This window comes from Devosia geojensis (genome assembly GCF_000969415.1).
Taxonomy (GTDB): domain Bacteria; phylum Pseudomonadota; class Alphaproteobacteria; order Rhizobiales; family Devosiaceae; genus Devosia; species Devosia geojensis.
Window position 1 is genome coordinate 16,948 of the sequence record NZ_JZEX01000122.1, and the last position, 13,957, is coordinate 30,904.

A 13,957-nucleotide genomic window follows, 5' to 3' on the forward strand; every position below is an offset into this window, starting at 1 on the left:
CAATGACCGGCAATCCTCAATACCGCATCGCCGACATCGCGGCCCTCGAAGCGCATTACGGCTCCGTCAACGACACGTCGCGCCTCAAGGAAATCGATCACATCCACCCCGCCTACGCCGCGCTGATCAAGGCGTCGCCCTTCGCGGTGCTGGCGACCGGCGGGCAGGGCGGCATGGATGCCTCGCCGCGCGGGGACCTCGGCGGTGTGGTCGATATCGTCGATGAGCGCACCCTGATCCTGCCCGATCGGCGCGGCAACAACCGCATCGACAGCCTGCGCAACATCATCGAGAATCCGCAGGTCGCGCTGATCTTCCTCGTTCCCGGCCTCGGCGAGACCCTTCGCGTCAACGGCCGCGCCGAGATCTCCGCCGATCCCGAGCTCCTCGAACGCTATGCCATGGACGGCAAGCTCCCGCGCACCGTTCTCGTCATCCACGTGGACGCCGTGTTCTTCCAGTGCTCGCGCGCGCTGATCCGCTCCCAGCTCTGGAATCCCGAGCGCCACGTGCCGCGCGCGTCGCTCCCCAGCACCGGCGCCATCCTCGAGGCCGTGACCAGGGCGAGCATCGACGGCGCCGCCTACGACCGCGAGCTGCCGGAACGGCTGAAGACGACCCTCTACTGATGTCCCAGTCCAAAGCCGCGCCGCGCCCGCTCCTCTTCTGGAGCTTCGTCGTCCTGATGCTTGCGCTGACGGGCGCCTTCGTCTTCCTCGGCACCTGGCAGATGCAGCGCCTCGCCGAGAAGGAGGCGCTGATCGCCGCCGTGGAGGCACGCACGGGCCTCCCGCCCGCGCCGCCGCCACCGGCCGCCGAGTGGCCGGCCCTCGATCCCTCGACGATAGAGTTCACGCCCCTCGCGCTTTCCGGTCGTTTCTCCCCCGATCCGCCGATCCGTGTGTTCACCAGCCTTGCCGCCTCGACCGCGCGGGGCGAGCTCTCCGGCCCCGGTTACTGGATCGTCGCGCCCTTCGTCCTCGACGGTGGCGGCGCCGTCTTCGTCAATCGCGGCTTCGTGCCCCAGGATCAGGCCACTGCCGTGCCCCCCGCGCCGGAAGGTCCTCAGACCCTCACCGGCCTTGCCCGCGCGCCGGAGGGGCCGAGCCTCTTTACCCCCGCCGCCAACGCCGCCGACCGCATCGAATGGGTGCGCGATCCCGAGCGCCTTGCCGCTCTCGTCGATCCGGCCCTCGCGCCCTTCGCTCCGTTCACCCTCGATCAGGCAGCCGGCCCTGTGGGCACGCTCCCCCAGGGCGGCGAGACGGTGGTGGAGTTCCCCAACAATCATCTCGGCTACGCCATCACCTGGTTCGGCTTCGCCGTCATCACGCCCGTCCTCCTCGGCTTCTGGATCTGGCGCCAGCGCACCCAGAGGTTGCGGTAACGTGCCTCTTTGACTACGTTGCCCGACGAATATCCCGAGGTTCCTTCCTCTATGCAGTTTGTCTCAACGCGCGGCCACGCGCCCGTGCTCGGCTTCTCCGACGCGGTCCTGGCCGGTCTTGCCGCCGATGGCGGGCTCTATGTCCCGCAGGACTGGCCGCAGCTCTCCCCCGCCGAGATCGCCGCCTTTGCCGGCAAACCCTACAGCGAAGTCGCCTTCGGCATCATCTCGCGCTTCACCGCCGGCGACATCCCCGAAGTGGCGCTCAAGGCCATCGTCGAAGACGCCTATTCCACCTTCCGCCACCCCTCGGTTACGCCGATCCTCGAGCTCGAGCCCGGCCACTTCCTCCTTGAGCTCTTCCATGGCCCGACCTTGGCCTTCAAGGACGTCGCCATGCAGTTCCTCAGCCGAGTGATGGATCATATCCTGGCCGAACGGGGCCTCAAGGCCACCATCGTCGGCGCCACCTCCGGCGATACCGGCTCGGCCGCCATCGAAGCCTTCCGGGGCCGCGAGACGACCGACATCTTCATCCTGCACCCGCAGGGGCGCACCTCCCCGGTCCAGCGCCTGCAGATGACGACGGTCCTCGACGCCAACGTCCACAATATCGCCATCCGCGGCACGTTCGACGATTGCCAGACGATCGTCAAAGCCCTGTTCAACAACCATGGTTTCCGCGACCGGGTCCGCCTCTCCGGCGTCAACTCCATCAACTGGGGCCGGATCGTCGCGCAGATCGTCTACTACTTCACCGCCGCCGTTTCGCTGGGCGCACCCCACCGCAAGGTGAGCTTCACCGTCCCCACCGGCAATTTCGGCGATATCTTCGCCGGCTACTGCACCAAGCGCATGGGCCTGCCCATCGACAAGCTGGTGATCGCCACCAACGCCAACGATATCCTGCGGCGCACCCTCGAGACCGGGCGCTACGAGATGGCCGGCGTCACCCCCACCATCTCGCCCTCGATGGACATTCAAATCTCGTCGAATTTCGAGCGCCTTTTGTATGAAAGTTTAGGCCGCGATCATGAAATTTTACAGCGGATGATGGACGGTCTGAAGCAGTCCGGCGGCTTCGGTCTGCCCGAAGACACGCTCGCCGCCATCCGCGCCGATTTCGCCGCCGGCACCACCAACGAGACCGAAACCAGCCGCACGATCAACGAGGTTCACGCATCGAGCGGCTACCTCCTCGATCCGCACACCGCCGTCGGCGTCCACGTCGCCCGCGCCGCCCGCACTCCGGGCGTGCCGATGGTCACGCTCTCGACCGCCCATCCCGCCAAGTTCCCGGCCGCCGTCGCGGCCGCCACCGGCGCCGAGCCGGCCCTGCCGGCCTGGCTCGCCGACCTGCCGCAACGTCCCGAACGCCTTGACGTTCTGGACAACGACCAGAAGCTGGTTGAAGAATTCATCCTGGCGCGTACGCGCGCCTGACCTAGACAAGCTCCGGGACCGCGGCGGCCTGGAGCCGCTCATGCAAGGTCAGGAAAGTGGTGGCAATCCGCCCAAGGCGGTCCACCGGGAGGATTGAGTGACGGTACGACAGACGACCCTCGACAACGGCATGGTGGTGCTGACCGACGACATGCCCCACCTCGAAAGCGCCTCGCTGGGCGTCTGGGTGCGGGCCGGGGCGAGAAGCGAGCGCAAGTCCGAGCACGGGGTCTCCCACCTGCTCGAGCACATGGCTTTCAAGGGCACCTCCACCCGCTCGGCCTATGAGATCGCCGAGACCATCGAGAACGTCGGGGGCGATCTCAACGCCGCCACCTCCATCGAGCACACCGGCTATTTCGCCCGCGTCCTCAAGGACGACGTCATCCTCGCCGCCGATATCCTCGCCGATATCCTGCAGAATTCCGTCTTCGAGGAGAACGAGCTCGAGCGCGAGAAGCGCGTCATCGAGCAGGAGATCGGCGCGGCCCGCGACAACCCGGACGACCACGTCTTCGACCTCTTCCAGGCCGCCGCCTTTCCCGATCAGCCGATCGGGCGCACGATTCTGGGCACCGTCGACTCGGTCAACGAGTTCACCCCCGAGATCATCCGCAAATACATGCGCCGCAACTATGTGGGCGACCACATGACCATCGCCGCGGCCGGCCATGTCGATCACGACGAGATCGTGCGCGTCGCCCAGGAGCGTTTCTCGGACCTGAAGCCCAATGGCGCTCCGGCCCCGCAACGCGCCGAATACAGGGGCGGCGAGGAGCGGCTTGTCTCGGACCACGAGCAGGCCCACATCGTCCTCGGCTTCGAGGGGCGCGCCTACAATTCGGATGGATTCTACGCCGCCCAGATCCTCGCCTCGATCCTCGGCGGCGGCATGTCCTCGCGCCTCTTCCAGGAGGTGCGCGAGAAGCGCGGGCTCTGCTACTCGGTCTATTCCTTCCATTGGGCGTTCGCCGACAGCGGCGTCTTCGGCGTCGCCGCCGCGACCGGCGAGGAGGAGGTCGGCGCGCTGGTGCCCGTCGTCGTCGACGAACTGCGCCGCGCGACGCAAACCATCACCGACGAGGAGGTGGTGCGCGTGCGCAATCAGATTCGCGCCGGGCTCCTCATGTCGCTCGAAAGCCCGTCGGCTCGCGCCGGCCAGCTCGCCCGCCAGCAGATTCTCTGGGGCCGGCCCATTCCCCTGCAGGAGACGGTCGAGCGCATCGGGCGCATCACCGCCCAGCGGGTCAAGGATATCGCCGAGCAGATTTTCTCGACCAGCGAGATTTCCCTTGCCGGCATCGGCCCCATCGCCGGCCTGCCCGACGCCTCGAGCATCGGCGCAACGCTGCGGCGCTGAGGCGCTGGCTGAACTGGGAGGGTTTGGCACCATGAGTCCCCCATCGGCCGGGTCATCCCCGCGAAAGCGGGGACCTTCGTTTCAACAAGGCGATTTTTCGAACAGAGGTTCCCGCTTTCGCGGGAATGATCCGGTGGACTATGGGGTCGACCGTGCTATCCGGAGCATGAAACCATGTTCTGGCCGTGGTCGGTAGCCGGTGAGACGCCCGTCCTGCGCGGCAGGGGCGTGCTCCTGCGCCTGCCGCAGATGCGCGACTACGAACCGTGGTACGAGCTGCGCCGATCGAGTCGCGATTTCCTCAAGCCCTTCGAGCCGCGCTGGTCCGAGGCCGACCTTGCCCGTCGCGTCTACACCCAGCGCGTCCGCCGCGCCCGCCAGGAGGCGCTCGACGGCACCGACTTCTCGTTCTTCATCTTCCTCATCGGCGAGGGCAGGGAAGAGCTCGCCGGCGGCGTCACCCTCTCCAACATCCGCCGCCGCGCCGCCCAGTTCGTCAACCTCGGCTATTGGATGGGCCAGTCCTATGCGGGCAGGGGAATCATGACCGAAGCGGTCGCCGCGGTCGTGCCCTTCGTCTTCGACACCCTCGACCTCCACCGCATCCATGCCGCATTCCTGCCCGGCAACACCGCCTCCCGGCGCGTCCTCGAAAAGAACGGCTTCGTCGAGGAAGGCTTTGCCAAGCACTACCTGCAGATCGACGGCCGCTGGGAAGATCACGTCCTTTTCGGCCTGACCCGCGAACGTTACGACCAGCTGCGACTGAGTCACGGCCGCCGGGTATGACTGATGGTTTTCTTTGTATTGCAAAGAGCGTGCGGCAGCTGGATTGTTGAGCCTTGTCCATGTGTGTCGGATAGGCTTATCGAGAATTGAGATTCAGCAACTACATTGTCTATGTCGACGAGAGCGGCGATCATAGTCTCACGTCGATCGACGAGAACTTTCCCATCTTCTGCTTGGCCTTCTGCATCTTTCGAAAGGACGAGTATGCGAGGACGGCAGTTCCGCTGCTTCATGAGTTCAAGTTTCGATGGTTCGGCCACGACAGCCACGTGTTGCACGAGAGTGACATCGTGAAGCGGCGGTTTCCGTACTCGTTTCTTCAGTACGACGGAATCCGCGAGCGCTTCATGGATGACCTGTCAGGCGTGCTCGAAGCGACACCCATGACTGTTATTGCGGCTGTGATCCGCAAGGAACACCTAACCAGACGCTATTCCAGCCCGGAGAATCCATACCAGTTGGCGCTTCTGTTCTGCTTGGAGAAGACGTTTGAGTTCCTTCGATCCAACGGCGAAGGTGAAGCCTCATGTCACGTGATCTGCGAATCGCGGAGCCCCAAGGAAAAGCCGGGTCGTGGCAAGGAAGATCGAGAGCTGGAGCTGGAGTTTCGGAGAATTGTGGCAGGCGACCATTACCTGCAGCGTCATGGAAGCGAGATGCTCTGCTTCGATATCCATTTCGTATCAAAGCTGGCGAACTCCTGCGGCTTACAACTCGCTGACCTGATCGCCCGACCGATCGGTCTGCGCATCCTCCGCGCGCATCAGCCGAACCGCGCCTTTGACATCATTCATCCGAAGATTTGGAAAGGGCCAGGCGACCATGGCACTTCCTACGGGCTGAAGGTATTCCCCTAGAAAAGCGAAAGGCCCCGGTAAACCGAGGCCAGACGCCGACCGGGAACGAACCCCAATCCATTTACCGATAAAATGGGGGCTGCTCGCCGGAATGTCAAACCCTGGACCGCTGTGTTGCCAATCCGCAACACTCTCCCATGCTTGTCGCAGGCGGCAATCCTCGCTACCAAATGCACCGTCCTGCCGGTTCGCGTACGGCACAACAAAAAGGACGGCGGCGGCGCGCTGCGACATCTTGCGCTCTGACAAGCCGCTCAAACGTCACATTGAAGCCCACCGCAGGATATAACCGCCTCGAATGCGTCATCTCCTTGCCCTCGCAACCGTTCTTGCGGCCGTCATCTTCTCCTCGCTTCCAGCCGCCGCGTTCGAGGTCATCACCGTCCCGCCCGACATCAATGCGGTCAATCTGACCGGTGCCATCGACATCGAGCCCGGCGAGAACGGCCGCGTGCAGCTGTCGACGGCCCCTGGCGAAGACGGCATCATCCGCCGCATCGAGGTCCTGGCCAGCGCGCCCGAGGCGAACCCGTCCTGGGCGCTCTTCGCCCTTCGCAACGAGACCGATCAGCAGATCGAGCGCCTGCTTGTCGCCCCGTTCTTCCGCCTGCCGGGCTCCGGCGTCTTCCAGCCGGACCTGGGCGACGATCGCATCCGCGCGCTGACCCCCAGCGCCGGCATCCGCCCGGTCCACCTCGCCGATCCCGAGGCCGACGTCTTCGAAATCACCCTCGATCCGGGCGCGACCGTCACCTTCGTTGCCGAGCTCGATGCCGGCGAGCTGCCCGAGCTTTATCTCTGGCAACCCAACGCCTATCGCGACTACGTCAACTCCTTCACGCTTTTCCGCGGCGTGGTGCTGGGCGTCGCTTCGCTCGCCGCCGTGTTCCTGACCATCATGTTCGTGGTCAAGGGCAGGGGGGTCTTTCCCGCGACCGCCGCCTTCGCCTGGGCGGTGCTCGCCTATCTCCTCATCGATTTCGGCGTCATGGGGCGGCTCCTCGGCCTGCCGGCCAGCGCCCTGCCGCCATTGCGCGCGGCGGCGGAGGCCGGCATCGCCACCACCCTTGCCGGGTTTCTGTTCATCTATCTCAACCTCCACCGCTGGCATCTGCGCTTCATCCATCTGGCGCTGGGGCTCGGCGCGCTGTTCCTGGCGCTCTTCGCCTTCGCCTTCTTCCAGCCGGAGATCGCCGCGACCATCTCGCGTCTCGTGCTGGTGCTGCTCGGCTTTTCCGGTCTCTTCCTCATCCTGCTGCTGGCGCTACGCGGCTACGATCGGGCCGTGCTGCTGGTGCCGACCTGGATCATCGTCATCGCGTGGCTCTTCTACGGCTTCCTCGTCATTTCCGGCCAGGTCACCAACGACGTCGCCCAGCCCGCCATCGGCGGCGGGCTCGTGCTCATCGTCATGCTACTGGGCTTTACGGCCGTGCAGCACGCCTTCTCGGAAGGGCAGGTGACCATCGGCACGCTTTCCGAGGTCGAGCGGCGCGCGTTGGCGCTCACCGGCTCGGGCGATTTCGTCTTCGACTGGAACATCGAGCGCGACCGCGTCACCGTCTCCGACGAGCTGGCGGTGCGCCTCGGCGAAAAGCGCGGTGCGCTGCGCGGCGCCATCAAGCGCTGGCTCGATCGCGTCCATCCCGAGGACCGCGACCGCTTCCGCACCGCCTTCGATACGCTCGTCGAACTGCGCCGCGGCAAGGTCTCGGCCGACATGCGCGTCGCCACCCATGACGGCAGCTACCGCACCTTCCGCATGCGGGTGAAGCCCGTGCTCGGCGGCGACGGACAGGTCAACCGCATCGTCGGCACCCTGCAGGACGTGACCGAGGATCGAGCCACCCGCGAGCGTCTGCTGCACGATGCCGTGCACGACAGCCTGACGGGCCTGCCCAATAAGCAGCTCTTCCTCGACAGGCTGGAACGCGCGCTGGTGCGCGCCCGCATCCCCAACGGGGTCAAGCCCGCCGTGTTCCTCGTCGATCTCGACCGCTTCGTCGAGCTCGAGGAGCGGATCGGCAAGTCGGCCGCCGACAGCGTGCTGTTGGCCGTCTCGCGCCGCATCGCCCGGCTGATGCGTCCGCTCGATACCGTGGCGCGCATCGCCGGCGACCAGTTCGCCGTCATCCTCGCCTCCGAGCAGACGGCCGGCAAGATCGCCGAGATGGCCGAGCAGATCCGCAAGGCGCTGAAAGCCCCGTTCAACTTCGGCGACCGCGACCTGACGCTCACCGCCTCGATCGGCGTCACCATCTACGATTCCAATCCCGCCGCTGCCGCTGACGTCCTGCGAGACGCAGAGCTCGCCATGTTCTACGCCAAGCGCCTCGGCGGCGACCGGATCGAAGCCTACCGCGCCTCAGCCCGCTCGATCAGCGCCTACAACCGCGCCAACGAGGAAGATCTGGTACGCGGCATGAACGAGGGTGAGCTTCAGGTCGAGTTCCAGCCGATCATGGATATCCTTTCGGGCAAGATCGCCGGCGCCGAGGCGCTGATGCGGTGGAACCACCCGACGCGCGGGCTCGTCGCGCCAGAGGAGTTCATCGCGCTCGCCGAGCGCGCCAACCTCATCGACCGGCTCGGGCGCATCGCCTTCGAGCAGGCCGCCTTCCACACCCGCGACTGGCTGACGGTGATGCCGACGCTGCCCGAGGATTTCTTCGTCTCGGTGAACCTCTCCCCGACCCAGCTTGCCAGCGAAACGCTCCTCAGCGACATCCGCTCGACCGTCGGGCAGAACAAGACGCTCGCCGGCCACATGAAGCTGGAGCTGACCGAGTCGCAGGTGATGACCAACCCCGAGCACTCGGCCTATATGCTCGCCGCGCTGAAGGACATGGGGCTGGGCCTCGCCCTCGACGACTTCGGCACCGGCCACTCGTCGCTGAGCTACCTGCACCGCTTCCCCGTCGACACCATCAAGATCCCGGCCGATTTCGTGCAGTTGAACGAGACCAAGGGTGTCGCCCACACGCAGGGCCCGATCATCCGTGCCATCGTTGCGCTCGCCAGCGAACTCGATCTCTCGGTGATCGCCGAGGGCGTCGAGACCCTGGACGAGATCGAGCGCCTGCGCACCCTCGAATGTCGCCTCGCCCAGGGCTTCGCCTTCGGCGCCGCCATGAGCGCCGCCGAGTTCGGCAAGCAGCTCCAGGCGCAACTGACGCGCTGAATCCCAATCGTTGAAAGGAGGAGGACCGATCGACAGTTCGCTCAGGCTGAGCCGAAAATGGCGGGTTTCGAGAACCGGAGCGCAGCGTACCTTGATGGTACGTGAGCACCGGAAGCGCAGAAACCTGCCATTTGCAGGCCAGCCTCAGCGGAATGGCGATTGGTCCTCAGGCGTGCCCCGCGTCCTGGCTGAAGCTGGCGCGCGTGATATGGAGCGATTGCAGCGCCGTGTCGTAGCGCTCGTCATAGGGCACGTCGAACAGCAGCTCCTGCGAGAACGGAGTGGTGAGCCACCCGTTCTGCAGCATCTCGCTGTCGAGCTGGCCGGGCCCCCAGCTGCAGCAGCCGAGCGCAAAGAGCGAGGACTTGGGCGACGGCCCGAAGGCGATGGCCTTGAGGATGTCGAGCGTTGCGGTGAGGCATATCCCGCTCGGGGTCGGGAAGGTATTGAGGCTCGAATAGTCCGGCGAGTGCAGGACGAAGCCGCGCCCGCGCTCCACCGGCCCTCCGCGCAGCACCTGCCGCTCGCGGATCGAGTCGGGCAGGCGGATGATCATGTCCGGGTCGCCGAGGTCCAGCTCTTCCAGAATATCGCCGAACTTCATCTCGGCGAAGGAATGGTTGATCACCAGTCCCATCGCGCCGTCCGCGTTGTGCCCGACAAGGTATATCACGCTTTCGGCGAAGCGCTCGTCGCCCATGTCGGGCATCGCCACCAGGAATTGGCCTTCGAGAGTGTCCATGCCGCCAGTCTAGGCGTGCCTCGCCCCCCTGCCAATCCCGCGACGGGCGAATTGATCGCTCTCACGAAGGCCTGATGCGTCGGAAGTTGTTTCTTCATCCTCCTCGGGGCTAAATGCGCGCCATGCGCCGTCTCCTCCTTTCCGTCCTCCTTGCCGTTTGCCTGCCGATCGCCGTTTCAGCGGCCGAAACCGGCTGGCAGGAGGTTGCCCCGCAGGTCTCCATTCGCCTCATCAGCAGCGGTGAGGTGGGCCCGGACGGGCGCATGCTCGTCGGCCTCGAGATCGACATGCCGGTCAACACCAAGACCTACTGGCGCGTGCCCGGCGAGACCGGAATCCCGACCGAAATCGACATCTCGGGGTCGCGCGGGGTCAGGGATCCGAGCATTCTCTGGCCGTATCCCACGGTTGAGACCAGGGACGGCTATGTCGACTACGTCTACTACGGGCCGACCGTGCTGCCCGTCGAGCTGACGGTCGAGGATGAGGCCGCGCACCTGGAACTGAAGGCACTGCTCGGCATCTGCTCGGATATCTGCATTCCGGTCACCGCCGCGCTCTCGCTGCCGCTTGCCGGCCGGGCGCCCGACGCCGGCAATCGCCTGCGCCTGCACCAGGCCGTGGCGCTGGCCCCGATCGAGTGGTCCGATCCTGGCCCGCCGGTGGGCGAGGTGCGCTATGATGGCAAGGCGCGCGCGCTCGCGGTGGAGAAAGGGGAGGGGGAACTCGCCCCCGCCGACCTCATCGGCGCCTTCGCCGACGGCGCGCCGCTCCTCGGCGCCGCCCAGGCCGATGCATCCGGCCGCACGCTCCTGCCGCTCCTCGACGAGGTCGAGCCGCAGGCGCTCGCGGGACGTTCCGTCGAGCTGGTCTTCCGCACCCAATCGGGCGCCTATAGCGTCACCCGCACCGTCATTACCGACTGAGTGCGTGGGCAAATCCGTCATCGCGCCTTGCATGCCATGACAAAGCCGCATATCCGAAGGACATGCTCGTGAACATGGGCTCGCCGGCCAGCCACGCCCGGCCAACGCCCGAGACAAGGACGACGTCAGAATGATCCAACCCGGCGAGGCCGTACCGTCCGTTCCCGTCAAGCTGGTGACCGGCGAAGGCATCAGCGACGCGACGAGCGATGCCGTGCTTGGCGGCGGCCGGGTGGTGATGTTCGCGGTGCCGGGGGCCTTCACGCCCACCTGCCACGTCAATCACCTGCCGGGATTCCTGGCGAATGCGGCAAAGCTGCGCGCTGCAGGGGTTGACCGGATCGTCTGCGCGGCGGCCAACGACGCGTTCGTCATGAAGGCCTGGGGCGAGGCGAGCGAGGCACTTGGCGATATCGTGTTCCTTGCCGACGGCAATGCCGCTTTCGCCGAGGCGCTGGGTGTTGCCAGGGACATGTCGGGCAACGGCATGGGCAAGCGCTACCAGCGCTCGGCCATGATCGTGGAGAACGGCGTCGTTCAGGCCCTGTTCATCGAGGATGCGCCAGGGGTCAACGCCAGCGGCGCGCCGGCTGTCCTGATGGCGCTTGAAGCCGCCAAAGCTTGAGACTCGCGAGGAGATTGAGGTTGATGCCCTTTAGCGCGATCGTGTCGGCCGGAACCCGCGGCCTCGTTGCAGGCCTTGCCGGGCTCGCCCTTGCCGGCTGCTCGATGGGATCGATGTTCGGCGGCGGGGGCGCCTCGACCGCGGACGTCAATCTCGTCAACGCCACGCCCAGCCAGCAGCAGATCGCGCAGGCGCAGGCCAGCGCCATGCCGGCCATCGCCACCGAATGCCCGCCCATCCGGGTCCGCAACGGCGGCGAGGCGATGTTCCGCTACGCCGGCGGGCAGGTCAATCCGAACCAGCTGCAGTACCAGGGCGTCATCGACGAGGTGACGCGCAACTGCACCGTCTCCAACGGCCAGATCCGCGTCAACATGGGCGCAAGCGGGCGCGTGCTGCTCGGGCCTGCCGGCAGCCAGACCTCCGTCACCGCCCCCGTGCGCTTCGCCGTCGAGCGCGACGGCCAGGCGGTCTTCACCGAGAAATATAACCTCTCGGTTCCCATCACCGGCCAGTCGGGCCAGTTCGTCCAGGTGGTCGAGAACGTCTCGATCCCCTATGTCGGCGGCGAGAGCATCACCATCTGGGTCGGCTTCGACACGCGTAGCTGAACAAGTTCCGGCTGAAGGCCCCCTCGCCCGACCTTCGGGCGACCTCTCCCCCAAGGGAGAGGTGAAGATGGCATCGCGGCTCGGGAGACCCCTACCTCGCCCTTCGGGGGAGAGGTCGGCGCGCAGCGCCGGGTGAGGAGGCCTTCCTTCCAGCACCGTGCACATCCCGACACCCCCGATTGACGCCGTGTGGAATCTCCCCCATGGTGCCCCGGACTGCGGGAGAGACTGGTCTCCAGCGCCGAAGGAGCAACCGCCCCGGAAACTCTCAGGCAAAAGGACCGCAGTTGTTTTGAACTCTGGAAAGCGGACGGGCCCTTGGGCTGCGTCCCACCGAAGGAGCAACCGGACATAGGTTCCGGGAAATCTCTCAGGTGACGGGACAGAGGGGGCACGAGCGCTTGCCGCACTGCAAGCGAAGTGTCGCCATTGTTTCGGACGGAGTTGATGGATCAGCCTTCAGCACAAGATCTCAAGTTTACACCCCTCCACGCGCGTCATGTCGCGCTCGGCGGCCGCATGGTGCCGTTCGGCGGCTACGAGCTGCCGGTGCAGTACCCGACCGGCATCATGGCCGAGCACAAATGGACCCGCGAACATGCGGGCCTTTTCGACGTCTCCCATATGGGCCCCGCGTTCCTGCGCCTCACCTCGCCCACCGGTGATGCCGAGGCCGACCACGAGGCGGTCGCCGCCATCGTCGAGATGCTGGTATGCGGCGACATCAGGGGCCTGAAGCCCGGCCAGGTGCGCTACACCCTGTTGCTCAACGCCCAGGGCGGCGCGATCGACGACCTCATGGTCGCGCGCCCGCCGGACATCGCCGCTTCCGGCACCCTCTATATCGTCGTCAACGCCGGCACCAAGGACGGCGACTTCGCCCTCATCGAAAAGGCGGCGGCAGGCAGGGCGACGCTGGAGCGCGCCGACAGCGGCGGGCTTCTCGCCCTCCAGGGTCCCGAAGCGGTCGAGGTCATGGCCGGGTTCATGCCCGACGCCACCGATCTCGGCTTCATGACCTATGGCGCGTTCGACTGGAACGGCTCGCGCCTGCTGATCGCGCGCTCCGGCTACACCGGCGAGGACGGCTTCGAGATCCTGACCGGCGCTGAAAATGCCGTCGCCGTCTGGGACAAATTGCTCGCCGACGAGCGCGTCAAGCCCATCGGCCTCGGCGCCCGCGACAGCCTGCGGCTCGAGGCGGGCCTGCCGCTTTACGGCCACGACCTCGACGAGACCGTCTCGCCCATCGAAGCCGATCTCGGCTTTGCCGTCTCCAAGCGCCGCCGCGAGGCTGCCGATTTCCCCGGCGCCGCGCGCATCCTGCGCGAACGCGACGGCGACCTCTCGCGCGTGCGCGTGGGGTTGACCGTCGAAGGCGCGCCGGCCCGCGAGGGTGCGGAAATCCTGGATAGCGACGGCAACGCCATCGGCGTCGTCACCAGCGGCGGCTTCGCCCCGACGCTCGCCCGCGCCATCGCGCTGGGCTTCGTGCCGCCCGGCCATGCCGCGCCCGGCACACGCCTGCAGGTTTCCGTGCGCGGCCGCCAGCAGTTGGCAGAGGTCGTCGAAACCCCCTTCGTGCCGCACCGCTACGTGCGCAAGCCCACAAAATAATGTTGAGGACCCACCAATGACCACCAGGTTTACTGAGGATCACGAATACATCGCCGTCGACGGCGGTGCCGGCACCGTCGGCATCACCAATTACGCGCAGGAGCAGCTCGGCGACATCGTCTTCGTCGAGCTGCCCGCCGTCGGCAAGGTCTTGAAGAAGGGCGACGAGGCCGCCGTGGTCGAGTCCGTCAAGGCGGCCTCCGAGATCTACGCGCCGGTCTCCGGCACCGTGACCGAAGTCAACGCCGCCCTTTCCGGCGAGCCTGGTCTCATCAACCAGGACCCGGCCGGCGCGGGCTGGATGTTCAAGATCTCGATCAGCGATGCCGGCGAGCTGGATACGCTGATGGACGAGGCGGGTTACGAAGCGCACATCAAATGATGGACCTCCCCCCACCCTAGCCCTCCCCTCAAGGGGG

Annotated in this window: 13 protein-coding genes and 2 riboswitches; of the genes, 12 read left to right on the top strand and 1 reads right to left on the bottom strand. The window is 66.2% G+C overall.

Annotated elements, in window-relative coordinates:
- Window positions 1–2 precede the first annotated feature (2 nt).
- The 7 genes from VE25_RS14205 to VE25_RS14235 all read left to right on the top strand — a co-directional run bounded on the left by VE25_RS14205 (window position 3) and on the right by VE25_RS14235 (window position 9,017).
- The gene (locus tag VE25_RS14205) at window positions 3–629 is read left to right on the top strand and encodes a pyridoxamine 5'-phosphate oxidase family protein (RefSeq protein ID WP_046109302.1); all 627 of its coding nucleotides are present in this window, start codon (window positions 3–5) and stop codon (window positions 627–629) included.
- Window positions 629–1,387, top strand: coding sequence for an SURF1 family protein (locus VE25_RS14210; RefSeq protein ID WP_052731978.1), 759 nt, complete (start codon window positions 629–631; stop codon window positions 1,385–1,387). The genes VE25_RS14205 and VE25_RS14210 overlap by 1 nt, the downstream gene beginning before the upstream one ends.
- Window positions 1,388–1,438: 51 nt before the next feature.
- A complete protein-coding gene (gene thrC / locus VE25_RS14215) occupies window positions 1,439–2,830 on the top strand; it encodes a threonine synthase (RefSeq protein ID WP_046109303.1) in 1,392 nt (463 codons plus the stop codon).
- A gap of 97 nt (window positions 2,831–2,927) precedes the next feature.
- Complete coding sequence (locus tag VE25_RS14220) at window positions 2,928–4,190, top strand: M16 family metallopeptidase (protein WP_046109304.1); 1,263 nt, start codon at window positions 2,928–2,930, stop codon at window positions 4,188–4,190.
- 174 nt (window positions 4,191–4,364) lie between these two features.
- Window positions 4,365–4,979 carry a GNAT family N-acetyltransferase gene (locus VE25_RS14225; protein WP_046109305.1) on the top strand — a complete coding sequence of 205 codons (615 nt, stop codon included), beginning with the start codon at window positions 4,365–4,367 and terminating at the stop codon, window positions 4,977–4,979.
- An 86-nt stretch (window positions 4,980–5,065) separates the two neighbouring features.
- The gene (locus VE25_RS14230; protein WP_046109306.1) at window positions 5,066–5,836 is read left to right on the top strand and encodes a DUF3800 domain-containing protein; all 771 of its coding nucleotides are present in this window, start codon (window positions 5,066–5,068) and stop codon (window positions 5,834–5,836) included.
- A gap of 298 nt (window positions 5,837–6,134) precedes the next feature.
- Complete coding sequence (locus VE25_RS14235) at window positions 6,135–9,017, top strand: EAL domain-containing protein (protein ID WP_046109307.1); 2,883 nt, start codon at window positions 6,135–6,137, stop codon at window positions 9,015–9,017.
- A gap of 166 nt (window positions 9,018–9,183) precedes the next feature.
- Here VE25_RS14235 and VE25_RS14240 read toward each other — a convergent pair whose 3' ends face one another.
- The gene (locus VE25_RS14240; protein WP_046109308.1) at window positions 9,184–9,759 is read right to left on the bottom strand and encodes a YqgE/AlgH family protein; all 576 of its coding nucleotides are present in this window, start codon (window positions 9,757–9,759) and stop codon (window positions 9,184–9,186) included.
- 122 nt (window positions 9,760–9,881) lie between these two features.
- Between VE25_RS14240 and VE25_RS21915 the strand changes: the two genes are divergently transcribed.
- The 5 genes from VE25_RS21915 to gcvH all read left to right on the top strand — a co-directional run bounded on the left by VE25_RS21915 (window position 9,882) and on the right by gcvH (window position 13,920).
- Window positions 9,882–10,685, top strand: coding sequence for a protein-disulfide reductase DsbD domain-containing protein (locus VE25_RS21915; RefSeq protein ID WP_160299990.1), 804 nt, complete (start codon window positions 9,882–9,884; stop codon window positions 10,683–10,685).
- 130 nt (window positions 10,686–10,815) lie between these two features.
- Window positions 10,816–11,310: a peroxiredoxin gene (locus tag VE25_RS14250; protein ID WP_046109309.1), complete on the top strand. Its 495-nt coding sequence runs from the start codon at window positions 10,816–10,818 to the stop codon at window positions 11,308–11,310.
- 23 nt (window positions 11,311–11,333) lie between these two features.
- Window positions 11,334–11,921 carry a hypothetical protein gene (locus VE25_RS14255; RefSeq protein WP_046109310.1) on the top strand — a complete coding sequence of 196 codons (588 nt, stop codon included), beginning with the start codon at window positions 11,334–11,336 and terminating at the stop codon, window positions 11,919–11,921.
- A 209-nt stretch (window positions 11,922–12,130) separates the two neighbouring features.
- Window positions 12,131–12,215, top strand: a riboswitch (glycine riboswitch).
- A 3-nt stretch (window positions 12,216–12,218) separates the two neighbouring features.
- Window positions 12,219–12,309: riboswitch (glycine riboswitch) on the top strand.
- A gap of 59 nt (window positions 12,310–12,368) precedes the next feature.
- A complete protein-coding gene (gene gcvT, locus VE25_RS14260; RefSeq protein ID WP_046109311.1) occupies window positions 12,369–13,538 on the top strand; it encodes a glycine cleavage system aminomethyltransferase GcvT in 1,170 nt (389 codons plus the stop codon).
- 16 nt (window positions 13,539–13,554) lie between these two features.
- Entirely contained in the window at window positions 13,555–13,920 is a 366-nt protein-coding gene (gcvH, locus tag VE25_RS14265; protein WP_046109312.1) for a glycine cleavage system protein GcvH, read from the top strand.
- Window positions 13,921–13,957 lie beyond the last annotated feature (37 nt).